A 24,932-nucleotide genomic window follows, 5' to 3' on the forward strand; every position below is an offset into this window, starting at 1 on the left:
GTAGCAAATACATGTATCGCTCCGCTCCGAAATGAGCGGAATCCTGATCCGTATGCCTCCAAAGGGTTATTGCGGAAAATACTGGGAAAGAATAGCTAGGGGCCGGACAGCGGTGGGAGACGGATGGCCTACGCATAAAGGCTTGATGCGAGGGCGGAAAATAATGAAATGTAAATTTCTGCATTCCTGGCCCAGTTTTTTTGGAGCACAAGGGTGGTTACGCGCAGCATCTTTCTTACTCCTATATTCGGCGATACCTCTTGTGGGTGATGTTTTCGCAGAGACTGTCCGTGCCACCGCTGAAAATCAGTCCGTTGGTTCCATCGGCCTAGGTTTAGGAGAACACGCCAGAAAGGAAGCGTCTTCGCAATTTGGCCTGCCATCGAACATAATCACGAGACCAGACGGCATACTCATAGAGATCTTTCTGCCGTGTGGTTCGGGTGAAGACGGCTTTGAAATGCTCCGTCGAGCCCCAGTCAGCGTTCCAATTCAGGCCGGAGATCCGGTGGTGATAGGTTGCCGAGGGATGACTTGCGGACAAGGAACCAATGGAGAGCCGGCAATTGATCTTCAGATGACGCTCCGAGGCGATGTGGTGAATGCAGCTGGCGTTCAATTCCAACGTATTTCACAGGACACATTCAAAAGGCTCAAATTCAGTCGTCAGGTGTCGAATAAGTCAGACAGAGCCTTTGCGTTTCAAGCTTCCAAGGGCGTGACCACCGTAAGAGGTGTCGCGCCGATCAAAGGGGACCGACCGCCGGCATTGAGCGTTCAATTTCAACTCAACAGAGCCGTATTGGAAAAGCTATACAAGCAGGCGCTGACTGATCATGGTCGTATACGAGAGGCGGTGGGTGAGCTCAGTATCGAACAGATCCTCAATGGAATTACCTTCTATAAAAGTATGCTGAAAATTCGAATCAACATCGTTTCCTGTAAGGCCCCAAATGTGAAGGAGTTTTTTGACGACAAGATACAACTCAAGAACATGACAAACGGCGCTGATGTCCTCGTCACCTGGCCTGGACGCGATACTCCGACGTCCTGTGCCGACTACAACGCCAAGAAGCATCGATCAAACGTCTCCACGCTCGAAGTCGGCAACATGCTAAAAGACAACGGGTGTAACTCCGAAGTCGCGACCTTCGCGCGAGATCACCGTGTCGAGGTCGTCAGACCGTCGTCCTGGACAGATCGGAGTGGCGATCTCGTAACCGTAGACTTAAATGGCCTCTTGCCGATCCCAATCATTGCATGGGTACTCTACGATCCAAACGGGAACGCACGCGATGAAGTAGTTAATGGAGTAATAGAAGCCAACACAGATTACGGCAATGCGTTCTGCGGAGTGCAGTTTGCAGATCCCATCGTAGAGATCAAAGTGCCACCTCCGGGCTCCACCGATTTTCCCGACGTGAGGACCGCCGTCGAACAGGCTAAAGCGTGGGGGTTTCATGATAGTAAGAAAGTGAACCTCTACATCGTTAAAGAAGTCGGGACGGCTATCGCAGAGGCCTCATGGCCAAACAGTGGCGTTCCAAACGATAATTTCGGCAATGAAGTAGTAATTAATCTGAACATAATTCAGACAAAGACTATTGCTCATGAACTAGGCCATGTGCTTGCTCTTAACCATAGTCCGGATTCGTTTGACAATAATTTGATGCAGAGGCTCGCCTCAAATGTGGGACCTACCATAACTAAAGGCCAATGTTACAGAACGAACGTCGATGGCGGATCTTACGTCAATACCGACAACGTCAGAACAAATGCCACAGGGGCGGTGCCCGTCAAACTAAACTATTGTCCAAGGGACAACGCCGTTCCAGGTTCCGGTGGCACTGACTGGTGCCCCATTTTAGACTTCAATCCATGAATAAGAAATCCGCCATACCGGTTGTATTGCTCTGTGTATGCCTCGCCGAGGCTTCGCCGGCGCAAACATCGTCGCCTACGGTCAAGCCGGCCACGGCGGCGAAAGAAACGGCAGCCGTACGGAATGCAGTGCATGCTTGGCTCGAATGTATTGAGTGCCGAGACGAGGAACTCAAGTCGGTCGTGGCCCTCGGCGATGCTGCCGTGCCACATCTTGTGGCGGCGCTCCTCCTAGGGCCTTCACCGGCGAGCCGCGAGGTCATGCGTCAGAATTTGTTCGAGTCCTTCCAGTCGTTGCAACAATATGCGGCCAGCCATACCAGCTTTCAGTTCAAGAGCACTCAGATCGAATATATAAAACACTACATGGACAACTACATCGCCTTGTATAGAACCAGAGCGTCTGTTGCATTAGCGGAGATTGGGGGAGTGGAAGCCGAGGAAGCCTTACACGCTGTCGCGGGCTTTTTCCGACCCGATGTGGAACGGGAAATAAAACGGTCGGTGGACACCATTCAAAGAAAGGCTGTGCCTTAGATTAACAATAGTCCGCAAGGATCTGCTGTTCACCTTAACGAGGAGCTGAGTATGAGAAGTGGGCGTCTCGTACTGGGAGTAGTAGGACTGTTCTGGTTGTGCAGTGCGGCGTCATACGCGTACGCGGCAGCTGGAGATTTGACCATCGATTTCGGCGGTCTCTGTCCTCAATTCGTCCAACCGAACCAGGCTCTACCGTTTAATTTTGTCGATGATTTAGGGAGTGGCACGCCGAAAGAGATTGTGTGCCAAGCAGGAGGGACAACGTATTTCAAGCTCAAGAACTGGGACGATACTAACGCAAAAGCGAAGATTCTGATCGATGTCGACAGCAGCAAAGATACCTTACGCATGGAAAATACCAGAGTCGAGATCGTCACTACGACCCCTTCAAGTATGCCGCAAGGCTACGTGATTCAGGTCTGGCGCGAGCACACATACGATCCCCACACAGACGATTCTACACCGCCGGCTTGGTACAAGACCGTGCTCTCGGGCACGATGTGGAAAGGACCGTCGAGTCCATCAGGTAACTGGGTGAAAATGGACCCGGGTTACGTTACGAACCCGATAGGTTCTGCTGAACGAACACTTGGCACGGCCAAAACATGGAACTATCCCTGCGTACCGTCGTGTCCGGCAAGCAGCAACTTCAACTTATCGACATCGGGAAAGTGGTTGCGCCCCAGCGAAGGTGGAGCCAATGAATTGGGTATGGATGACAGAAATCTCCGAATGAAAATGAGTGTAAAAGGCAAAGCCGGCGACTGGCTGAAGGTGCATCCGTTGCAGATCAATAGTCAAGAAAACGCCTCCCAAGACGACGATGACAGCGACGAGTGTACCGACCAGACCTGTCGCTGCACGTCTTTTATCAAGGTCATTACCGTCACGACATCCAAAGCCGGTCGCTGGATTACCGATATCACCACCACCGATAGTAAGTCGGCCAAGCTCGATGCGTTTGCGGAGGCAACTTGGCCGTCTCTTTCTCAGGATATTGCTCGGGGAGAAGGAGAACACCTCTCCTCGCTGGCTGCGCTTCTCGATATTCCGGTCGAGGGGCAGTCAGCGTTTTTTGCCTTTGCCCAAGATGAATACGCCAAGCAGGCTGAGAAAGGAAAAGTGAAACGGAAAGAGTTTGTCGCACAATTACAACAGGCCACGGCGAGGTATGGTAAGGATGGCGAGTGGATTGAGATGGCTCAGGCCAAATGAATGTAGCGGCCGGCGAACTGAAGAGTTCGCCGGCTTAGTTAGTAGCACGTCTCTCTAAGCCAGCAGAGAGCGGAGGATTGCCATGCGAAGCTCTATTGACAGGGTCAGGCAGCCGAGCATGTCGATCCTCCGAACCGGTCCGACTCTAGCCGTCTTGTTGTTTGTTTTCGCCGGCCAACTTAATCCGAGCCATGCGCAAATTGTACGGGACGGAACAATAGGCCCGCCGGGTGGGCCGTTGACCGGCCCAAACTACCGCATCGATTCGACATTGGGCACTCTCAAGGGCAGCAATCTGTTTCATAGCTTCAGCGAGTTCAACGTTCGTACCTTGCCTAGCGGCGTGATCGAAAGCGCGACTTTCACCAACTCCCTACCCATTACCATCACAAACGTACTTAGTCGCGTCACAGGTGGAGTCCCGTCAGAGATAAATGGCCTGCTTGCGTCTGAGATTCCCGGAGCGAACCTCTTTTTTATGAATCCATCGGGCATCGTATTTGGGTGGAACGCCAGCTTGAATGTTGCAGGCTCCGTACATTTCACAACGGCTGATTACATTCGGCTTTTCGACGGCACAAACAACGCAATGTTTTACGCGAATGCCGCCAATGATGCGATCACGACACCGACTCGCACGAGCATTCTTTCTTCCGCGCCATTGGTGGATTTCGGTTTTGTGACTCCGGCGGCGGTAGGATTTCTCACTCCCAGTCCCGCTTCTATTACGGTCCAGGGCAGCGTCTTGTCGGTTCCCAACGGCCAATCGCTCACGATGATCGGCGGCAATATTGATATCAGATCGGCGCTTCTAGAGGACGGGTCGATCCAGACTGCCAGCATGTCGGCGCCTGGAGGGCAGGTGAAGTTAGGCAGCATCGCCACGCCAGGTGAAATGGTGCCGTCATCTTTGCAGCCGGCAAACAATATCGACGGAGCGTTCCCAACACTTGGCAATATCACTATAGCCGAAGGTTCCTTCATCGACGTCAGTGATACACAGGGGGGCACCATCTCGATTCGCGGGGGCCAATTTGTCTTAGACGGTTCCTTCCTCGTGGCTTCGACGGCTGGTGATGATCCTGGAGCTTCGACTGCTGTGAAGATCCATACCGACGGCGATGTGACGCTCAGCAATAGCAGTTTTATTCTTTCTGAAGCTCAAGGCGCGGGACAGCCCGGCGACATCGAAATCATGGCTAAGAATGTCTGGCTGACTGAAGGGTCTATCGTGGAAGCGCGCAGTCTCGGGAGCGCCTCGGCAGGGAACATTTCAGTAAATGCGGAGGACGGATCTGTCTCATTGTCCGGAACGAACAGCTTCTTCGGAACTGGTGCCGCCATCAGGATTGACGCGGGACCTTGCACCGACTGTGGAGGAAGTTCCGGCAATCTATCCGTGAAGGCGAAGAACGTAAGTCTCGACGACTTGGCCCATCTCGAAACCCTGACATTTGGAAAGAAGAAAGCCGGATCGATATGGCTGGATGTCGACAATCTCACCGTGCGAGGGGGCAGCGCCGTCCAGACCATCGGAAGCGATGCGTCATCCGGTGAGATCAGCATTATCGCGCGCGGGCTCGTCTCGCTTTCCGGCCAATTCGACAGCGACAATCGCAGCCAAATTTCCAACGAAAACAACAATCCGGGAGGCACTGGATCGATCTTTGTCCAGGCCAAACAATTGGAAATGGGTCTGAACGCAAGGATGTTGAACAAATCAACCGCTGAGCCGGTGACTTCCGACACATCGAAGATCGACATTAAAACTGTTGAAGACATTCGATTGTCGAGTGGGAGCGAGATCATCGTGCAAAGCGAGCTTTCAGTTTCAAGTATCGGTGGCATCACAATGTCCGGTCGGGACATCTCCCTCACTGGAAACTCTGTTGTCCAAACTGCAACTTCAGGGTCGGGCGATGCAGGATCTCTTGACATTACTGCAAGTAACGTAACCTTATCGGGCATGAGCCAATTTAGGAGTGGCACTTCATTTGGCAGCGGAAAAGGCGGAAATCTTGGCATCAAGGCTAACACTGTAAGCGTTACTGAGGGCTCAACTATCACTGCCAGTTCACTAGGCCCGGGCAAGGCCGGCAACGTGACCATAGAAGGCACCGCGAGCCCGGCAGAGTCCGTCATGATTTCCGGGGGTGAGAGCGGCATCTTCACCACCACTTCCGGCACCGGCGTGGGCGGCGACATTCTTCTCATCGCAGACTCTGTTCGAGTAAAGGACGGAGGAACACTGTCCGCGAAAACCGCTGGGACAGCCACTGCCGCTACCGGCGGCACGATTACCGTTCAGGGTGAAGACATTCGTATTGAAAGCGGTGCGACGATCACGGCTGCCTCGACCGGACCGGGCAAGGCCGGGAATATCTTGATCGAAGGCACGGCCAGCCCGGCGCAACTTCTTAAGATTCAAGATCCCAGCAGCGGGCTCTTCACCGAAACTTCCGGCACGGGTGCAGGTGGGAATATCACCACCTGGTCGAATCAGCTCCAAGTCACGAACGGCGCCACGATTTCCTCCAAGACCACCGGGCAGATGCCGAACGCCGGCGACGCCGGTGACATTCTGATCAAGGCCGACGGCATCACGATCAGCGGTGGAGCAACCATTACCGCTGCGTCCACCGGGACGGGCAAAGCCGGGACGCTGACCATTCAAGGCACGCAGAGCCCGGCTCAGTCGCTGCTCGTCACAGGATCTGGCAGTGGGCTGTTCTCCAACACCTCGGGCACCGGCACTGGCGGCAACATTCTCGTCGTAGCCGATGACGTGGAACTGACCAACGGCGGAACACTCTCGGCCAAGACGACCGGGACGGCCTCGACCGCGACGGGCGGCACAATTACCGTTCAGGGAGACGATATCCGCATCGAAAGCGGTGCGACGATCACGGCTGCCTCCACCGGACCGGGCAAGGCCGGGAATATCCTGATCGAAGGCACGGCCAGCCCGGCGCAATCCATCCTGATCACCGGTCCTGGTAGCAGCGTTCTCACGGAAACATCGGGAACGGGGACCGGTGGTGACATTACGACATGGTCGGAACAGCTCCAGCTTACTAATAGCGCGACGATCTCCTCCAGAACGACCGGACAGATGCCGAACGCAGGCGACGCCGGCGATATTCTCATCAAGGCCGACGACATCACCATCAGCGGCGGCGCGACGATCACGGCGGCGTCCACCGGGACGGGCAATGCCGGGACCGTGACCATTCAAGGGACGAATAGCCCGGGTCGATCGTTGCTCATCACGGGACCAGGCAGCGGGCTGTTCTCCAACACATCGGGCACGGGTGCGGGCGGCGACATCCTGGCGATGTCTGATTCCGTGCTATTGACCAATGGCGGCACGCTTTCCGCAGCCACTTCGGGCACGAGCGCATCGGCCGTCGGCGGCACGATCGGCATTGAAGCCGCGGAGGTGCGGATCGAGAACGGCGCGCTGGTCACCGCCGCTTCGACGGGGCGGGGAAAGGGCGGCAACATCGGCGTGACGGCGTCGCGCACGTTTGAAAGCAACGGCGGCACGATCAGCACGGCGGCGTCCCTCGCCGATGCCGGCAGCATTGCGATTTCCGCCGGCCAGTCGGCGCGGTTGGATAATGGCGCGACGATCTCCACACGCAGCACCGGGCCCGGCAATGCCGGCGGCATCTTCATCAACGGAGGACGGCGGTTCGAGATGCGCAACAGCGCCGTCACGGCGCAGGCGGCTCAGGCGGCGGGCGGCTTCATCGACATCCGGGCGGTCGAGCGCGTCAAGCTGGAGAACAGCCTCATCAGCACGTCGGTGCTCGGCGGCTCCGGGAGCGGCGGGAACATCTTTATCGATCCGCAGCTCATCTCGCTGGAGAATAGCGCAATCCTCGCGCAGGCCGTGTTCGGCAACGGGGGCAACATCACGCTCGTCACGCCGCTGCTCTTGCTCGATAGCACGAGCCTCATCAACGCCTCGTCGCAGTTCGGGCAGAGCGGGCAAATCCAGGCGCCCACCTCGAATCTCGCCGGCACCGTCTCCTCCCTCCCCTCGTCGATACGGCAGGCGCCGAGCCTGCAAACCGGCCGCTGTGCGGCGCTGGCGAACAGCCAGTCGAGCAGTTTTCTGATCGCCGGGCGCGATGCGATCCCGAACGAGCCGGGCGGATGGCAGCCGCGCCCGTTTGCGGTGAGCGGCGACGGCTCGGGCCTCGCGGCAAGGGACGATGGGCACGAGAATCTGAAAGCGGCTCCGTTGATGGCGATGGCCGAAGGGACGGTGTCCTTGCGCAGGCTGACCCCTGCAGGCTTCTTGACGCACAGCTTCGCGGAGAGCGGGTCAACCGGATGCCGGGCTTGAGGCGCCGGGCGAGAGGCAATGGGCGAGGCGTGCCGGACGAACCGCGCTACGTCTGATCAACGTAGCGGACAAGTACCTGCGCGACGTGCTTAAAATGCGCATCCGTCGTCAGAACGGTCAGTCCATATTGCATCGCGATGGCGGCGATCCAGAGATCGTTAGTGGGAATGGGCCGGATCGCTCGTTGCTTGCTGAGCGCCCGCTCGAACTCGGCGGCATCGGCTGCGGTCCACGATCCGGAGAGGTGGTCGAGATCATGATGGCGCTCGGCCCGCTTGAGCTTTCCGGGAGTCAGGTGCTCTTCCAACAGTCCGATCACGGCCTTGTTCACGCTCACGCGCGCGCGCTTCGCCCGCTTGCGGATGGCTTTGTCCACTTCTGCCGGAAGATTCCGAAGCGTGATGGCTTTCATGGCTGCTCCTCTCTGCATCACCCACTGCATCAGAGTGCTGCACAGAGTGTAGCGAAGGAGCCACAGGCGCGCAACTCAATGCCTGTCGGAGAAGTTCGGAGCGCGTGGGATAGCCGGCGGATTGCCGCATCATGACGGAGCGCGCGGGAAGCATTGCGCGGACAGGTCCTGCACGGTTTGCACGAGGGTATTTCTTCTTTGGGTGTGTCATGCTCACGGGTCTTGTAGCCACCTCTTCCTTCGCCCAAGTGCTCCCGCCCGTCTTCGATCCGACCTTGCGATCGGGCGAGCCGCCGTTGAAGAAGATCCCGCCTCCGCCCGTCGCGCCGCCGGGCACGGTGCTGCCTCCGGCGCCCCGTCCGCCGGAGACCGATACCAGGCAACAGCTCGGCCAGGTCCGTGTCTTCGTGCACGATATTCACGTCGTCGGCAGCACGGTCTTCACCGACGCCGAGATCGACGAGGTGACGAAGCCGTACAAGGGCCGGACGCTCACCACGGAAGACTTGGAGCGGCTGCGCGTCGCGCTGACGCTGCTGTACGTGAACCGCGGCTACATCACGTCCGGAGCCGTGATTCCCGATCAGGACGTGACGCTCGGCACGATCACGATTCAGATCATCGAAGGCACGTTGGCGCGCCTCGACGTGGAAGGGACCGACTGGTTCCAGGACAGCTATCTGCGAGATCGCGTCGAGTTGGGCGTCCGGAAGCCGCTGGCGATCGCGCCCTTACAGGAACGGCTGCAACTCTTGCAGCAGGACAGCCGGCTCGAACGGATCAACGCGGAATTGCGCCCGGGGGAGCGCCGGGGGGAGAGCACGCTGAATCTCCGCGTCAAAGAGGCCAGTCCTTGGAAGGCCTGGATCGACCTGAACAACCACCAGCCGCCGGTCGTCGGGGCGGAGCGCGGCCTGGCGACGATCGCGCATCAGAATCTCACCGGCCACGGCGATCCCTTCAGCTTCACCTACGGCCGCTCGCGCGGCGTGACGCCGATTATCGATACGGCCTACACGCTGCCGATCACCCGCTACGACACGACCGTCACCGGCTACTATCGGCGCAACGATTTCCTCGTCATCGACGACGCCTTCCGTTTTCTCGATCTGAAGGCCGACGCCGAGATCATCGGCGTCACCCTCCGGCAGCCGCTGTACCGCACGCTGACGGACGAATTTGCCGTCGCGATTACCGGCGAGCGGCTCTACAACAAGATCACCACGGCCGAGCCCGGGCTGGCCCAATTGTTCATTCCCGGCTCGTCCGACACCGGCGTCAACACCGTGAGCGCCCTGCGGTTCATCCAGGAATATGTGCACCGCACGTCCAATTCGGTCATCGCGGCGCGGTCCCGCTTTACCGTCGGCCTTAACGTGCTGGGCGCGACGAACAATTCGGGGCCCGTGCCCGACACGCAGTTCTTTGCCTGGTTGGGCCAAATCCAAGGCATCCGCCGCGTCGATGAATGGGGCGGCGTGCAGTTCATGGGACACATGAGCTTGCAGCTCGCCAACGACCGGCTGTTTCCCCTGGAACAGGTCCCGGTGGGCGGCCGGTTCAGCGTCCGCGGCTATCGGGAAAATACGCTGATCCGGGACAACGCCTTCCTCGCCACGGTCGAATCCCGCATTCCCCTCGTCACGTACCCGACGGGAGAACCGCGGGTGCAGTTCGCGCAATTCGTCGATCTGGGCCGCTCGTGGAACGCGAAGGGCGGAACGCCGGACCCCGAGACACTGGCGAGCGTCGGATTGGGCTTACGCTGGACCGTCCTGCCGCAGCAACGGGCCTGGATGGAAGTCTACTGGGGCCTGCCGCTCAACTACAACAACGTCCACCGGCCGGAGGGCGATGCGCGCGACCCTTTGCAGGATAACGGGTTGCACGTGCAGATCGTGGTGCAGGTGTTATGAAGAACGGTTGGGCTCGTCTATCTTGTCTATCTCGTCTGTCTGGTCTGTCTCGTCGGTGTCTGACTACACCAGATAGACCGAATAGACCAGACAGACGTCCTTTTCTTCCGCTTCTTCTCCTTCTCTCCCTCTGCTTCGCCAGCGACCGGCTCTCCGCCGAACCGCGCGTTGATGATCCCGCCGCGCTCATGGCGCAGGGGGAATCGGCCTTCCGTCATGGACGCTTTGCGGACGCACTGGCTTCATGGAAGGAAGCGGCGCGTCTCTATGGGCTGGGCGGTGACGCGGCGCAGCAGGGCCAGGCCTTGGTGTCCGCCGCGCAGGCGGCCCAGAGCATCGGCCAGACGAAACAGGCGCTGCAGTCACTCGAACTGGCCCTGACGCTCACGCAACAGCAGCCGGATGACCGCCGGCGCGTGTCGGTGCTGGCTCAGTTGGGCCGGACCTATCTCGCCGGGCGACAGCTGGAAGCGGCGCAGCAGTACTTGCACCAGGCGCTCGACCTGGCGCGCGCCCAACGCCATGAGCCTGCGCTCGCGACGGTCTTGAACGACGTCGGCGTCCTCCGCGCGTTGGAGGCGAACCACGCGGAGGCGCTCGGCTTCTTCGCCGAAAGTCTGGCGGCGGCCGAAGCCTCGGGCCAGCCGGTGCTGGCCGTGCGCACCCGCCTCAATGCCGCCCGCTCCTCCCTCCTGCTGCAACAGCCTTCGCGGAGTCGGGACTGGCTCGATGCGGCGCTGGATCGCGTGCAGGCGCTCGCGCCCTCCCAGGACAAGGCCTCGGCGCTGATTTCCGTCGGGCTCGGCTACCATCGGCTCCGCGCCGCGCTCCCCGAATACGCCGATCCCCTGCTCCTGCGGGCCGCCGGCTCGATGCAGGAGGCGGCGGCGCTGGCGGAGCGGCTGGGCGACGCCCGCACGCTGTCCTACGCGCTGGGCCACCTGGGCCGGTTTTACGAGAGCGAGCGGCGCTACGAGGAGGCGCTGCCGTTCACCCGCCGGGCGCTCTTCGCCGCGCAATCCGTCGACGCGCCGGAGTCGCTCTACCGCTGGCAATGGCAGCTGGGCCGGCAGCTCGCGGCGAGGGACGAGCTGGACGAGGCGATCGTCTCCTACCGGCAGGCGGTCGCGACGTTGCAGCCGATCAGGCAGGAGATCGCCGCCGCCCAGGCCGAGGGCGCGCTCTCCGATCAGGAGCCGGTCCGGCCCCTGTTCTTCGAGCTCGCCGATCTGCTGCTCCAGCGATCGTCCCGCACCGCGGACCCCACCGCGGCCGAGCGCTATCTGCTCGCCGCCCGCGACGCGATCGAGGCCTACAAGGCGGCGGAGCTGCGGGACTACTTCAAGGACGAATGCGTGGACGCCCTGCAGGCGCGCATCACGAAATCCGACACCCTGTCGCCGACCACCGCCGTCATCTATCCGATTGTGTTTCCGGCCCGGCTCGAGCTGCTGGTGAGCCTGCCCTCGGGATGGCGCCGCATCGCCGCGCCGGTTCCGGCCGAGCAGGTCACCAAAGAAATCCGGGCCTTTCGCCGCCTGATTGAAAAACGCACGACCCGCGAATATCTGCCGCACGCGCAGCAATTGTATGACTGGCTGGTGCGCCCGCTGGAGAGCGAGTTGCGGCGCGCGGGCATCACCACGCTCGTCTTTGTGCCGGACGGCTCGCTCCGCACCATCCCCATGGCGGCGCTGCACGACGGGAAGCGATTCCTCATCGCCGCCTATGCCGTGGCCGTGACGCCGGGCATCACCTTGACCGATCCGCACCCGCTCGACCGCGAGAAGATCCGGTTTCTGGCGACCGGCATCACCAAGGGCGTGCAGGGCTTCCCCCCGCTCCCCTACGTGGCGGAGGAGATGGACTCGATCCGCGCGCTGTACGCCGGCCATCAGCTCCTGGATCAGGAGTTCGTCGCCCGCCGGATGGAGCGGGAGCTGCGCGACGGCCGCTACGGCATCGTGCACATCGCGACGCACGGGAAATTCTCGACCGACGTGAACGAGTCGTTTCTCCTGACCTTCGACGGCAAACTGACGATGAATCAGCTGGACCGCCTGATCGGGCTGTATCGGTTCCGCGACCAGCCGATCGAGCTGTTGACCTTGAGCGCCTGCCAAACCGGCGTCGGGGACGACCGCGCGGCGCTCGGGCTGGCGGGCGTGGCGATCAAAGCGGGCGCCCGCAGCGCGTTGGCGACCTTGTGGTTCATCAACGACGAGGCCTCGGCCGCCCTGATCGGCGAATTTTACCGGCAGATCCGAAGCGGCGCCGGCTCGAAAGCCGAGGCCTTGCAGCGGGCGCAGCTCAAGCTGCTCGGCGACCGGGTGTACGAGCATCCGGCGTACTGGTCGCCGTTTTTGTTGCTGAACAACTGGCTGTAACGCCGGGTCGTTCTATGCTACAGTACGCCCCCGTTATCCGATTTCGATGGAATGCCGGATGATTTCGATGGAGCAGAACCCGCTGACAGGCCGCCCTCTCCTCTCGGCGATGCTCATGATGATCGTGACGGTCGCACTCGCCGCGCCGTCGGCCGGCGCCGACTCCCCGCCGGCCGAGGCGCTGACATCGGAGCCGTCCTTCCTCCTCTATACCCCCCCAAAAAAATTTACGCCGCGCGCGCGCATCGGCGGCCAGCTCCGCGGCACGGACGGCGCCGATCCCGAAGTGCAGGCGATCGTGCCGGATCATGTCGGCTTCACCGTGAAACAGACGCCGACGCTCACATGGTTTCTCTCGAAGCCCACCACCGACAAGGTCACCTTCACGCTGACCAACACCGAATCCATCAAACCGGTGTATGAAGCGCCCCTGCCCGTGCCGACGAAGGCCGGCTTTCAGTCGATCGATCTCAAGGCGCTGGGCCTCACGCTCGAACCCGACATCCAGTATCGCTGGCACGTGTCCGTGGAGCGGGATCCGGACTCGCACTCGAAAGACATCGTCGCCGGCGGCATCATCGAGCGCTGCGAATTCAGCGCCTGTGTCGCCGAGGTGCAGCCGAATCTGTCGTGCAGCCAGCAAAGCGTGGTCGACAACATGCGCGGCGGCTTCTGGTACGACGCGATGGGATGCCTGTGCCAACTGATCGACGCCAACCCGACCGACGGCCCCCTGCGCCGCCTGCGCGCGCAGCTGCTGAAACAAGTCGGCCTGCACGGCGTCGCCGAATGGGATTTGCGCTCCATCGAAGCCTCCCGTTAAGACGGCGGTCTATCTGGTCTGTCTGGTCTATCTGGTCTATTTGGTCTGTCTCGTCTATCTCGTCTGCCTCGCACCAGACAGACCCGATAGATCTCCTCGACTAGAGAGACCACGAAGCCGATTCCAATCTGATTCAGTAGCGGATCTATTTCGATTCAGCAGACCAACCTGGATGCGCTTCCGAGGCCGGCCGCCGCTGCGGATTTCCCTGTAAAATGCGCGCTGCGGGCATCGAGTCTCCTCCTCCGGCCCATCACGCTCGAATGGCACATACCTTGCTGAACTCAGGAGCAGCGGCTTGTTTCGAGCCGAAACCTGACGCCTCCGCAAGGGAGCATGCCATGACACCTGAACTTGCCGTGTGGGTCTTGATCGCCGGATTGATCGGGCTGGTCTGGGTCTTCACCTGCGCCATTCTCACCGAGGATCAGCCGGCGGCGGAGGTCTCCGGCCCCTCCGACGGCGACCGGGATTCCGATCAAGCCACGCCACAGGACTCGCAGAGGAGGGCCGCCGCGTGATCGACCAGGCCCGTGCTCCACAGTATCCCGACTTCAACTCGTTGGGCGGCCAGCCCGTCCCGGGCCCGTTCAACGGCGGTGCGACTCCGCATCCGCCCGTCTCGTTGCGCCGCCGGCACCGGCTGACGATCTTTCTGCCCGCGTCCCTGATCGAGCGCCTGCGCAATGCGGTCTACTGGACGGAACAGCGGACGATGGCGCAGATCATCGTCGATGCGGTCGAGCAGGCGGTGACGGAGCTGGAACAGGCCAACGGCGGCGCCTTTCCGACGAGGTTGACGCCGTTGAAACCGGGGCGGCCGCGGCGCCGGCGCAGTTCGGTCCACCCCTTCCCGCATCCCTGACCTCCGCTGATTCCCATGACGGTCCGGTGGCCGCCCGGCCGGCGGGCTCCGCCCCGGCCCTCGCTGTACGGCGGCGGATGTTTTTCGCTATGGTACGGGAGGGCCCCGTTCGGCTCGTGCCAAGCGGACGGCGCCGGCTCGGGGCAATCGCGTGAGGTCGCCATGGGCGGGGGCACCGCGGAGTACAGCGTCCTGATCGTCGAAGACAATCCGGACATCGTCATCGGGCTGGAAGATTTGCTGCGCCATGACGGCTACGACGTTCGCGCGGTCGCCACCTGCGCGGACGCGAGCGACGTGATTCGGCGGCAGCGGTTCAACGCCGTCCTGCTGGACCTCGGGCTGCCCGACGGTGACGGGCTGGAGGTGTTGAAAGACATCCAGCAGTTGGACCCGTCGCTCCCCGTCGTCATCCTCACGGCCCACGTCTCCGCCGAGCGCACCGTCGGCTCACTCACGAAGGGGGCGTTCGCCTGCGTGACGAAACCCTTCAACGGCGAAGAGCTGCGGCATACGCTGCGCCGCGCCATCGGCGTCAAGGATCTGGCCGCCCAGGCGCAGCGGGCGGAACGCCGCCTGACGGAAAGCGAAGACCGGTTCCGCTCCCTGGTGGAATCCGCCACCGATGCGATCGTCATCGCGGACGGGCGCGGCGTGATCGCGTCGTGGAACCGGGCGGCGTCGGCCATGTTCGGGTACGCCGCCGACGAGGTGGTGGGCCGGCCGCTGACGCTGCTCATGCCGGCGCGCTATCGCGAGCGCCACACACAGGCGTTGGCGCGCCTGAATGCGACGGGCCGGCCCCACGTGATCGGGTCGGTCGTGGAATTGCACGGACTCCGCAAAGACGGCGCCGAATTTCCCATCGAGCTGTCCCTCGCCACCTGGAGCACCGCGGGCGAGCGGTTTTTCAGCGGGATCATCCGGGACATCTCCGAACGGAAACGGACCGAACGGGCGTTGGAAGAGTTGCGGAACCGCCACACCCTCATCTTGACGCAGGCCGGCGAAGGCATCTACGGCGTCGATCTCGCCGGGCGGACCACCTTCGTCAATCCCAGCGCGGCCGCCATGCTCGGCTATCGGCCGGAGGAGCTGCTGGGCCGCCACATGCACAGCACGCTGCACCATTCGCGGCCGGACGGCAGCCCGTACCCCGTCGAGGCCTGTCCGATCTATGCTGCCATTCGCGACGGCCTGGTCCACCGCGTCGGCGACGAAGTCTTCTGGCGGAAGGACGGCACGAGCTTCCCGGTCGAATATGTCAGCACCCCGATCCGCGAAGACGGCCGGGTCACCGGCGCCGTGCTGGTCTTCCGCGACATCACCGAGCGGCGCCGCGCGGAAGACGCGCTCCAACAGAGCCGGCGGCTGCTGCGCGAAGTGGTGGATAACACCACCGCCGTCATCTACGTGAAGCAGCCCGACGGCCGGTACCTGCTGACGAACCGGCGGTTTGAAGAGTTGTTCGGGTTCACGGCCGACCGGATCGTGGGCCACACCGATCAGGAGCTCTTTCCGCCGGACATCGCCGCGGCCTTCCGCGCCAACGACCTGGCGGTGCTGGCTCAGGAGCGCGCGATGGAGTATGAAGAGCATGCGCCGCACGCCGACGGCCTCCACACCTACATTTCCATCAAATTCGCGCTCCGCGACGAACGGGGCGCGCCCTACGCCGTGTGCGGCATCTCCACCGACATCACCGACCGCGCGCGCGTCGAAACCGCCCTGCGGATTCACCAGGAACAGCTCCGTCTGGCCTTGACGTCGACGGACGCGGGCGCCTGGAGCTGGGATCTCCGGACCGACCGCTTCCTCTGGTGTCCGCAAATCGCCGTGCTGCTCGACCTGCCGCCGCCGTCCGGATCGTCCACATCGGCCGACCTCCTGGCGCTGGTGTACGAAGACGACCGGGCGCAGCTGGCCCGCGCGATGAAGGCGGTGCCGAGCGGGTCCGGCGATCATGTGGCGTTCGAGCATCGGGCCCGGCGATCGGACGGCCGGCTCCAGTGGTTCATCTGGACCGGTCACGTGCTGCGGGACCGCCGGGGGCAAGCCGTCCATGTGTTGGGCACCGTCCGCGCCGCCCCGGTCGCCTGCGGCGCGTGATCGACGGACCGAAAGGACCCTGCATGTTTCAGATCTGGGGAATCGGGGGGCGTTCACCGGAGCCATGACCATCGTCGCGCACATCGGCGGCCTCGTCCGCTCGCGCTTCTCGGCGGGCGCGGCGGCGGGGCTGTTCGTGCTGCTGAGTTACTGCCTGTCGGCGGCCGCCCCGGCGGGCGCCCCGGACATCGCCATCCTGTTGTCCTCCGACATCGACGCCTATCGCGACGCCGTGGCCGGCTTCAAAGCCGCCGGTCCCGGCGGGGCCATTTACAGCGAGTACGACCTTCAAGGAGATGTGGAACTCGGGCGGACGCTGGCGCGCAAGATCCGCGCGTCGGACGCGGCGCTCGTCGTGGCCGTCGGCTTGAAGGCCGCGCTCGCCGCCAAGCTGGAAATCGGAGACACGCCCATCGTCTACATGATGATCCTCGACCCCTTGAAACATCATCTGAATGCGCCCAATATGGCAGGCACGATGCTGGAGGTTCCGATGGATCGCCAGCTCAAGCTCATCAAGACCTTCCTTCCCGGGGCGCGCCGCTTGGGAGTGCTGTACGACCCCAAGAAAAGCGCCGCCAAGATCAAAGAAGCCGAGCAGCAGGCGGCCACCGCCGGCCTGGAGCTCAAACGATTCGCCGTGGAAAGCGACCGCGACGTGCCGTCGCAGCTGCGGGCGCTGATCGTAGCGTCCGATGCGTTGTGGCTCCTGCCCGATTCCACCGTGCTCAACAACGATTCCGTCAATTTTCTGCTGCAATCGACGCTGGCGCAGCACCTGCCGGTCATCGGATTCTCTCCGGAATTCACGCGCTTGGGCGCGCTGCTCGGCATCTCGGTGAGCTACGGGGAAGTCGGGCGGGAAACGGGGCAGCTCGCGCGCCGCCTGTTGAACGGAGACCGGCCGCATCCGCAGAAGCCGGTCCCCGTCGAGCGCCTCAAGATTTCCGTGAACCTGAAAACGGCGCGCTTCCTCGGCCTCTCCGTGCCGCCGGAGCTGCAGCCGCTGATCGACGAGACCTACTGAGGTGGCACCATGACCGCCGAGCGCCCGACCGCCGCCCCTCCGACGCCGCTTCCCGGTCCCGTCGCGCGCTTCGCCGGCCTGCGCACGAAGTTCATGGTCTTCTTCGGCCTCATTCTGGTCCTCACCTGCTCGACCCTCACCTGGTACTTCGTCGAGAGCCGGAGCGTCCTGTTGACCGAGAATCTGCACCGTCTCGGCGCCATTCTCCTCACCAGCGTGGTGAACAACGGACAGTTCCGGTATGGGGCGCTGATCGCCGAAGACCGGGCCACCCTGCTGCACTTCACCGAAAGCCTGATCGCCCTCGACGACGTGGCGTACGTCGTCATCCGAGGAGCGGACGGCATGATCCTCGCGCAGCAGAACAAGCTGGTGCGCGAATCCTCGGGCAGCCTCACCTTCACGCAGGAGCGGCGCTACTATCCCGACGAGGCGATCGCCCAGGCGTTGTATCGGGATCCGGTCGTGACTCCCCGCATCACGCCGGTGGTGTTGTCGGCGGACAAGATCCTGATTCCCCAGGCCGGGATGTCGAACCGGCTCAGCGCCTTCAGTCCCTTCGCCGCGCACCTCTATGACGTGGCCATGCCGGTCCTGCGGCGGCCGGCCGCGGACCCGTCCCTCTCCGCCCTGCCGCCGGAGCTGACGGAAGGCCTGCAATCGGGCGGCGCGGAACGGGCCGGGGTGCAGGGCGTCGTGCAGATCGGCATGAGCGACGCGCGGGCCAGACGGGAACTGCTGTCCACGATCCGCGACGCCCTCCTCCTCACCGGCCTGATCATCGGCGTCGGTATCCTGGGCGCGCATCTGCTCACGCTGCGGGTGACCACGCCCTTGCGGAGCCTGGCCGCAGTCGCGCGGCAATTGGCGGAAGGCGATATTCCCGCGCCGCTCGCGCCCACCACACGCGACGAGGTCGGCCAGCTGACGCTCTTGTTCAACATGATGACGCGGTCGCTCCACGAACGGAACGTCGCCATTCACACGAACCTGAACGTCATCCAGCGCCAGATCGGTCAGCTCTCGGCGGTGCACCAGACCAGCGCCGCCATCACCAGCACGCTGGATCTCCACGAGTTGCTCGACACGGTGCTGCAGCTGCTGATGAAGAACCTCGGATTCGCCCGCATGCTGCTCATGCTGCGGCGGGACGACCGCGATGCGGCCTATGTCGCCCAAATCGCCGGGGTCGGACCGGAGATCGTCGCCGCCGCCCGGGATCTGGAGATCCCCATCCGCGAGGGCGACACCTTCATCGCCGATCTCATGATCGATGCCAAGCCGGCCTTCGTGCGGGACCTCGACGCCGCGGCGCCCCGCATGCATCCGCGCATGCTGGACCTGGCCCGCCACGCCAACGTGACGTCGTTCGTCGCGGTCCCGCTCCAAAGCCACAGCCGCGTGCTGGGCTTCCTGGTGGGCGATCGCGCCGCCGCGCCCTGCACGGGGGAGGACCTGTCCATCCTCTCCACGATCGCCAGCCATGTGGCCTCCGCCATCGACAATGCCAGAGCCTACGCGGACCTGACCGAGCTGACCCAAACGCTGGAACAGCGCATCGAGGAGCGCACACGCGAGCTCTCCGCGGCCAACGAACGGCTTCAGGATCATGACCGGCGGCGGTCCATGTTCATCTCGGTGGCGTCGCACGAGCTGCGCACGCCCATGACCGCCATCCGCAGCTTCACGGACAACATGCTCGACGGCGTCGCCGGCTCGCTGACGGACCGCCAGCGCACCTACCTGACCCGCATCGGCCACAATTTGAACCGGCTGACGCGGATCATCAATCAACTGCTGGATTGGTCCCGCCTGGATCTGCACCAGGAGGTGCTGCGCCTGGAGCCGCTCTGTCTCAAACAGCTGAGCACCCTGGTCGTGGACAGTCTGCGAACGGTCGCCGACGAAAAACGCATCAGCATCGACTTGCGCGCGCCCGACGACCTGCCGCCGGTGCGCGGCGACCACGACAAGGTGGAACAAATCTTATGGAATCTCATCGGGAACGCCGTGAAGTTCACACCGGCGCAGGGCACGGTCACGGTGACCGCCGAACGAGCCCACGACGGGCTCGTGCAAGTCTGCGTCGCCGACACCGGCTGCGGCATCGCGCCCGAACACCTGCCGCGGATCTTCAATGAGTTTTCCAAGGTGCCTTCGGCGATGGCGACGGCCCAGGGCGCGCAACTCGGCCTCTACATCACCAAGAGCCTGGTCACGATGCACCGGGGCCGCATCTGGATCGACAGCACGCCGGGAGCCGGCACGCAGGTCTGGTTCACGCTCCCGATCATCACCGACGGCGAGGCGCTCCGCGGCGCGGAGCCGGAAAGGCCGGGCTGTCCGGCGTAAGGGGAACGACCGTCGCGGCGCAGTCCCGGCCGCAATGAGAGGCACGAACGTATGCGCGCAAAAATCCTGATCATCGACGACGATCCCGACATCGTTCTGGCGCTCGAAAACCGGGTGACGTGGATGGGCCATGAGCCGGTCACCGCGGGGAACGGCAAAGACGGCTTGCGCCTGCTGCAGCAGGAGCAGCCGGATTTGGTGCTCCTGGACATCCAGCTTCCGGGACTGAGCGGTCTCGACGTGCTGCAACACCTGGCGGGCCTCGCGCGCCATGAGGACGCCCCGTCGCGCTGGCTGTCGGGCTCCATCATGCCGCCGGTCATCATGCTGACGGCCTTCGGGACGATCGAGTTGGCGGTGAAGGCGATGCAGCTGGGCGCGGCGGACTTCGTGACGAAACCGTTCACGGGCGACCACATTTCCGTCGTCATCAACAAAACCCTGGCCGCGCTGTCCCTGCGGCGGCAAGTCGACGCGCTCCAGCGGGAAGTCGCCGACCGCTACGGGCCGATCGTCGGCGACAACAAGAAGCTCCTGGAGCAGCTGGGCCTCGCGCGCCAGGCGGCGGCGTCCACCGTCACCGTCCTCGTGCTGGGCGAAACCGGCACCGGCAAGGAGGTCGTGGCCCGCGCCATCCATGGATGGAGCCCGCGGAAGGACAAACCGTTCGTGGCGGTGAATTGCGCGGCCATTCCGAAAGATCTGCTCGAGAACGAGCTCTTCGGCCATGAAAAGGGCGCCTTCACCGGCGCGGTCAAGCGCGAAGCGGGCAAGATCGAAATCGCCGAAGGCGGCACGGTGTTTCTCGACGAAATCGGCGACATGTCGCTGTCTCTGCAAAGCCACCTTCTGCGCGTGCTCCAAGACCAGACGTTCTATCGCGTCGGCGGCACCCAGCCGGTCCACACCGACGTGCGGTTTCTGGCGGCCACGAACAAAGACCTGAAGCAGGCCATCAAACAGGGGGCGTTCCGGGAGGATCTCTACTATCGGCTGGAAGTGATCTCGATCACCTTGCCGCCGCTCCGCGAGCGGATGGACGACGTACCCGCCCTGGCCCGGCATTTCCTCGGACAATCGGCCAAATTCGGCATCGCAGGAAAGCCGACGCTCAGCGAGGCGGCGCTCGGGGTGCTCACGCGGTACCACTGGCCCGGCAACATCCGCGAGCTGGAAAACGTGTTGACGCGGGCGGTGATCTTATCGGCCGGCGGGGTGATCGAGCCCCACCACCTCCATCTCTCCAGCTCCGCATCTCCGGCCCAAGAACCCGACCACACGGAGGAACCGCGGTTCTACCACGAGAAAATGGAAGCCTACAGCCGCAAGGTCCTCCTGGAGGCATTGCACCGGAACGACTGGAACCAGACCCGCGCGGCCGAAGACCTGGGCCTCCAGCGGACCTATTTCACCAAGATGCTGCGGCAGAAGAACATCTCCGGCCGCCCGCCGCGACCCGGCTCGTCCGATTCCTGGACGAATTCTTAGCAGCAGCCAGGACGGTCGCTCCTGTGATGCCGCTGTAGACAGGTCCCGCCGGCCTCGGGTATTATCGAACTTCTTCAGCGCACCAGTGGCGGTGTAGCTCAGTTGGCAGAGCAGCGGACTCATAAGCCGCTTCTCGTTTCCTCCCCTTCACACATAAAACTCCAAAACTCCAAGGGAATCGCGGCATCCACCGCGGTTCCCCGTTTTCCGACATCCGATCTCTTCCCGCCTAAACCGACCAGTTCCGGCCTCTTGGTGAACACCTGGTGAACATATCAGAGCACCGAAGTCCACTCAGACCTCTCCGTGGAACGAGGGCGTACGATCGCGCAGGAAGTCCGACAACAACTCCTCCATCACGTGCACTATCTGTCCAATGCGGTCATCCACGTCGATCCTGTGACTGAGTCAGGACAAGCCCATTATCGGATCAGCGAGCATGAGCACGACGATTTTAAGTCATAGCCCATCCGGCATTGCTGCTCCCCCACGAAAACCGCGACGCAAACCCTGGCTCGGGCGAGCCTGCGCTGTATTCGGCGATCCTGGTATAGCGATCTCGCCATTCACCGCTCAACGGATCGGCTTGGGAACCCAACTGACATTGGATATGCACCCGCTGCAAGATTATCGTATGCCCGATCGTCTAGCGTATGGGTTCACGGCACGTCACATGCATGAGCAAGACATGCTACTGAGTTCGATGCGTTCCAGGCCTTCTCGATACAGAGCACAGCTTTCTTTGGCCGTTGTCATATCTCCCTCGTGCTTTTGGATACACTGCCGATAGCCTTTCAGCAGTTCGGCTGCTTCGTGGCTGATCTCTGCGTTGGCTTTCCGCTGGCGATAATCTACACATCTCAATGCATCCTTGCCGGACAGCGTCGAGCAATCGGCCTTTTCATATTGAGTGTTCATCCCGCAACTCGTGAACAGAGGTAGGACGGCAGTCATGAGAACAATCCGTAATTGCTTCATCGTCACACTCCTTCAATTCTGATGTCCTAGATAATGTACCGACTCCAGCCTGCATACCGCTCACGTATGGTCCCTAGGGGGAGGCTTGTGAGCACAAGCAGGAGACCAACGACAAGATCATTCAAAGTTGCCATGGAGATTCCACCTGCCAAAAGCCACGGTGCGGCGATAAGCCAAAGACCGAGGACTGCGTTGAACCATCGCACGCTGCGAGTCACTTCTGCCCAGGCAATCACCGCAAAGGTCACGACGAGCGCCCCGACCAGATGATCGGAGTCCGCGATCGCCGCATCGGTTCCTAATACGGATGGCGCCACCATGAGCCACATTCCTAAAGCCGTGCCCACAGCCAACGTCCACGGAAGGGATACTCCCCAGATCATTGAAGGACCGACGGCCGAAGCCGGTGAGCCGAATTCCGGGGAGCGCGTATCCGGCCCGCCCCCTTCGATGCTCCCGCCTTTCCAGAACGTCTGCCAGAACGGTTTGCCGGCACGGGAACTCGCAACCATGAACTGGCCCATCGCCACTACTTCATCCACGGCCAATGGCACCATAATTAACATTGCCACGGCGGCAACCAGACAGAGCGTACACCACATGCCAATTGACACCGGCTGCAGAATAACGAGGATGATACTCGTCGCGCCCAGTGGCACCACAAGGAGCGCAAACATCAGGACCATCCAGGGCATCGTGCGCCAGCGGCGACTGTCACCCATGTATCCAGACAGGGCTTCCAAGAGATAGGACAGCGCTCCAAGCCCGGCGTCAGAGATTGGCCAGGCTTTCGAGACTTTGGAAGTCAGGACCTGTTGAGTGCTGTCGCCGAAGAACGGATCCCAGGCAGAAGGGATGTGACCCAACTGATAGGCTGCTAAGTACCGAGCAATAAAGAAGCCGACAAAGGCCAAGGCGATGATAGGGCCGCGCTGAAGCCATGTCGAAGGATTGTAGGTCCAGCCCGGGGGAATCTCCGGACCCGGCATGTCCATCCAGCCCATGCCCGGCATGCCGGGAATGAGGATGGACAACGCGATCAGCATGCCGCCGACGATCGTGTCGTTGAGATAGGCGGTAGCGGATGGAGCCCAGAACACGAGGGGTGCGAACAGCAGCCAGATACCTGTAAAGCAAACTGCCCATGCTGCCCAAACCCGACGAAACAGCGCCAGTGTGCCAAAAGCTAATACGAGTCCCCCGCTGGCGATATCGCTCCACGTCATGCCAGTGCTCTGATAACCGAAGGTCACGGGACTGGTCAGCAGCCAGATACCGAGCAATAAATTGGTGTGGTAGGTCCAGAGAAATTTCTTATGATTCTCCGCGAGCATGGATCCATGCTCGGCGACTGACATGCCTTCGTGTGTTGTTTCCATCGCCGCCGGATGCCTGGAATGCTGATGTTCCTGGTGAGTTGCTTGACGACTTGCCATCACCATTCTCCTATCCTGCTCTGTGGAGCCTGTGTGCTCCATGACGGAGGCTCCAGTTTGTGCTCGCGATACCACGCAAGCGGATCGGCTTTGAGCGCACGGATCATGAGAGGCAGTCTGTTCCGCAATGCACGCTTCGGTTCCCAATCCAGGAGGGTACGCGCCTGCGTGATATCCAAAGCGTAATGATCATCCGCATGGTCGATCATCCACGGTTTTATGAACGGCCTTCCCCCGAATGGCAGAGCGTCCTGAAGCCACGCCACGCCTCGCGCCAGCGTCTTAGGGATTTCCCACGTTTGCCACTCTTCGCTGTGGATTAAGCGACCGAACTGATGTTGTAGTTCATCATAGCTCAGGACCTCGGCTTCGCCGACGAGCAGTGGAAGTGTAGGAGGCAATTGCTGGCGATGGTGCACAAGTCGTACGAACATATCGACCAGATCATCGAGATGCAGGAACGCCTGACCGTGGGCAATGTGACCAGGAAAGACATGACTGACGAACTTTCGTTCATAGATCCGCTGGATCTGATGCGCCAAGGGAATCGAACGACACCGGTCGGTATACACGCCCGCGATTCTGACCAGCACGACCGGCGTGGATCCCCGCTCGGCGAGAATGAGGTTTTCGGTCTTGACCTTGGATTCCGGATAGGCCCATGTCGGTTCAAGCGGCCACTTTTCATTGATGCGCTGACCTGGCTGGCACGGCGCGTGAACCAGCATCGTGCTGGAAAAGGTGAACTGCTTGACTTGAAATGCCTTGAGGCCCTTCAACAACCGCGCAGTTCCCTTCACCGTAATGTCGTCATATTTTGGGCTCGGCTTCCCGGAAAAATCATAATAGGCAGCAAGATGCACAACCGAGGCGAGCGTCTCCCCATAGCGTTCCCGCACATAGGTGAGCGCCTGCCCTACACTTTCCTCGCACGTGAGATCCACCGACACGCCGTCTACATTCGGCGGCGGGTGTGGGACGGCGGCTTGACGATCGAACCCAATAACTGAGAACTGTTCCGTTAGGCGAAAGATCAGGGAGGTGCCGATGAGTCCGCTGCTGCCCGTGACGAGAATCACACCTCGCCTGGAATCCCTGTTTTCCCTTTCCATTGAAGCATCCACGTCAGAGAGTCATGATTACTGTGTG

At 61.7% G+C, this 24,932-nt stretch carries 17 protein-coding genes; 13 read left to right on the top strand and 4 right to left on the bottom strand.

Going from position 1 to position 24,932, the window contains the following annotated elements:
* The first annotated feature begins 163 nt into the window (after nucleotides 1-163).
* From NITMOv2_RS13300 to NITMOv2_RS22815, 4 genes are all read left to right on the top strand, one after another.
* A complete protein-coding gene (locus tag NITMOv2_RS13300) occupies nucleotides 164-1,882 on the top strand; it encodes a hypothetical protein (protein ID WP_145976327.1) in 1,719 nt (572 codons plus the stop codon).
* Nucleotides 1,879-2,418 (top strand): hypothetical protein, encoded by a 540-nt coding sequence (locus NITMOv2_RS13305; protein WP_053380330.1) that lies wholly within the window; start codon nucleotides 1,879-1,881, stop codon nucleotides 2,416-2,418. Before NITMOv2_RS13300 ends, NITMOv2_RS13305 begins: the two co-directional genes overlap by 4 nt.
* A 138-nt stretch (nucleotides 2,419-2,556) precedes the next feature.
* Nucleotides 2,557-3,636: a DUF3015 family protein gene (locus NITMOv2_RS22810; protein ID WP_187299204.1), complete on the top strand. Its 1,080-nt coding sequence runs from the start codon at nucleotides 2,557-2,559 to the stop codon at nucleotides 3,634-3,636.
* A gap of 118 nt (nucleotides 3,637-3,754) precedes the next feature.
* The gene (locus NITMOv2_RS22815; RefSeq protein WP_187299205.1) at nucleotides 3,755-7,990 is read left to right on the top strand and encodes a beta strand repeat-containing protein; all 4,236 of its coding nucleotides are present in this window, start codon (nucleotides 3,755-3,757) and stop codon (nucleotides 7,988-7,990) included.
* 46 nt (nucleotides 7,991-8,036) lie between these two features.
* Here the strand turns inward: NITMOv2_RS22815 and NITMOv2_RS13330 are convergent, their stop codons facing one another.
* Nucleotides 8,037-8,402: a PIN domain-containing protein gene (locus NITMOv2_RS13330; RefSeq protein ID WP_083448004.1), complete on the bottom strand. Its 366-nt coding sequence runs from the start codon at nucleotides 8,400-8,402 to the stop codon at nucleotides 8,037-8,039.
* Nucleotides 8,403-8,611: 209 nt separating this feature from the next.
* Here NITMOv2_RS13330 and NITMOv2_RS13335 point away from each other — a divergent pair, with 209 nt between their 5' ends.
* The 9 genes from NITMOv2_RS13335 to NITMOv2_RS13375 all read left to right on the top strand — a co-directional run bounded on the left by NITMOv2_RS13335 (nucleotide 8,612) and on the right by NITMOv2_RS13375 (nucleotide 21,369).
* Nucleotides 8,612-10,318, top strand: coding sequence for a ShlB/FhaC/HecB family hemolysin secretion/activation protein (locus NITMOv2_RS13335; protein WP_053380335.1), 1,707 nt, complete (start codon nucleotides 8,612-8,614; stop codon nucleotides 10,316-10,318).
* 188 nt (nucleotides 10,319-10,506) lie between these two features.
* The gene (locus NITMOv2_RS13340; RefSeq protein ID WP_053380336.1) at nucleotides 10,507-12,705 is read left to right on the top strand and encodes a CHAT domain-containing protein; all 2,199 of its coding nucleotides are present in this window, start codon (nucleotides 10,507-10,509) and stop codon (nucleotides 12,703-12,705) included.
* Nucleotides 12,706-12,763: 58 nt separating this feature from the next.
* Nucleotides 12,764-13,528: a DUF928 domain-containing protein gene (locus NITMOv2_RS13345; protein ID WP_053380337.1), complete on the top strand. Its 765-nt coding sequence runs from the start codon at nucleotides 12,764-12,766 to the stop codon at nucleotides 13,526-13,528.
* A 341-nt stretch (nucleotides 13,529-13,869) separates the two neighbouring features.
* Entirely contained in the window at nucleotides 13,870-14,049 is a 180-nt protein-coding gene (locus tag NITMOv2_RS13350) for a hypothetical protein (RefSeq protein WP_053380338.1), read from the top strand.
* On the top strand, nucleotides 14,046-14,393 hold the full coding sequence (locus tag NITMOv2_RS13355) for a hypothetical protein (protein ID WP_053380339.1): 348 nt from the start codon (nucleotides 14,046-14,048) through the stop codon (nucleotides 14,391-14,393). Before NITMOv2_RS13350 ends, NITMOv2_RS13355 begins: the two co-directional genes overlap by 4 nt.
* A gap of 15 nt (nucleotides 14,394-14,408) precedes the next feature.
* Nucleotides 14,409-16,502 carry a PAS domain-containing response regulator gene (locus tag NITMOv2_RS13360; protein WP_083448007.1) on the top strand — a complete coding sequence of 698 codons (2,094 nt, stop codon included), beginning with the start codon at nucleotides 14,409-14,411 and terminating at the stop codon, nucleotides 16,500-16,502.
* A 64-nt stretch (nucleotides 16,503-16,566) separates the two neighbouring features.
* On the top strand, nucleotides 16,567-17,529 hold the full coding sequence (locus NITMOv2_RS13365; protein ID WP_053380341.1) for an ABC transporter substrate-binding protein: 963 nt from the start codon (nucleotides 16,567-16,569) through the stop codon (nucleotides 17,527-17,529).
* A gap of 9 nt (nucleotides 17,530-17,538) precedes the next feature.
* A complete protein-coding gene (locus NITMOv2_RS13370) occupies nucleotides 17,539-19,881 on the top strand; it encodes an ATP-binding protein (RefSeq protein ID WP_053380342.1) in 2,343 nt (780 codons plus the stop codon).
* A gap of 51 nt (nucleotides 19,882-19,932) precedes the next feature.
* Complete coding sequence (locus NITMOv2_RS13375) at nucleotides 19,933-21,369, top strand: sigma-54-dependent transcriptional regulator (RefSeq protein ID WP_053380343.1); 1,437 nt, start codon at nucleotides 19,933-19,935, stop codon at nucleotides 21,367-21,369.
* A 669-nt stretch (nucleotides 21,370-22,038) separates the two neighbouring features.
* Here the strand turns inward: NITMOv2_RS13375 and NITMOv2_RS13380 are convergent.
* The 3 genes from NITMOv2_RS13380 to NITMOv2_RS23975 are packed head-to-tail and all read right to left on the bottom strand — an operon-like array spanning nucleotide 22,039 to nucleotide 24,862.
* A complete protein-coding gene (locus NITMOv2_RS13380; RefSeq protein WP_053380344.1) occupies nucleotides 22,039-22,347 on the bottom strand; it encodes a hypothetical protein in 309 nt (102 codons plus the stop codon).
* Between the two features lie 26 nt (nucleotides 22,348-22,373).
* Nucleotides 22,374-23,789, bottom strand: coding sequence for a vitamin K epoxide reductase family protein (locus NITMOv2_RS23970; protein ID WP_202967224.1), 1,416 nt, complete (start codon nucleotides 23,787-23,789; stop codon nucleotides 22,374-22,376).
* Nucleotides 23,783-24,862 carry an NAD-dependent epimerase/dehydratase family protein gene (locus NITMOv2_RS23975; protein WP_053380345.1) on the bottom strand — a complete coding sequence of 360 codons (1,080 nt, stop codon included), beginning with the start codon at nucleotides 24,860-24,862 and terminating at the stop codon, nucleotides 23,783-23,785. Before NITMOv2_RS23975 ends, NITMOv2_RS23970 begins: the two co-directional genes overlap by 7 nt.
* Nucleotides 24,863-24,932 lie beyond the last annotated feature (70 nt).

This window comes from Nitrospira moscoviensis (assembly GCF_001273775.1).
GTDB classification, from domain to species: Bacteria; Nitrospirota; Nitrospiria; order Nitrospirales; family Nitrospiraceae; genus Nitrospira_D; species Nitrospira_D moscoviensis.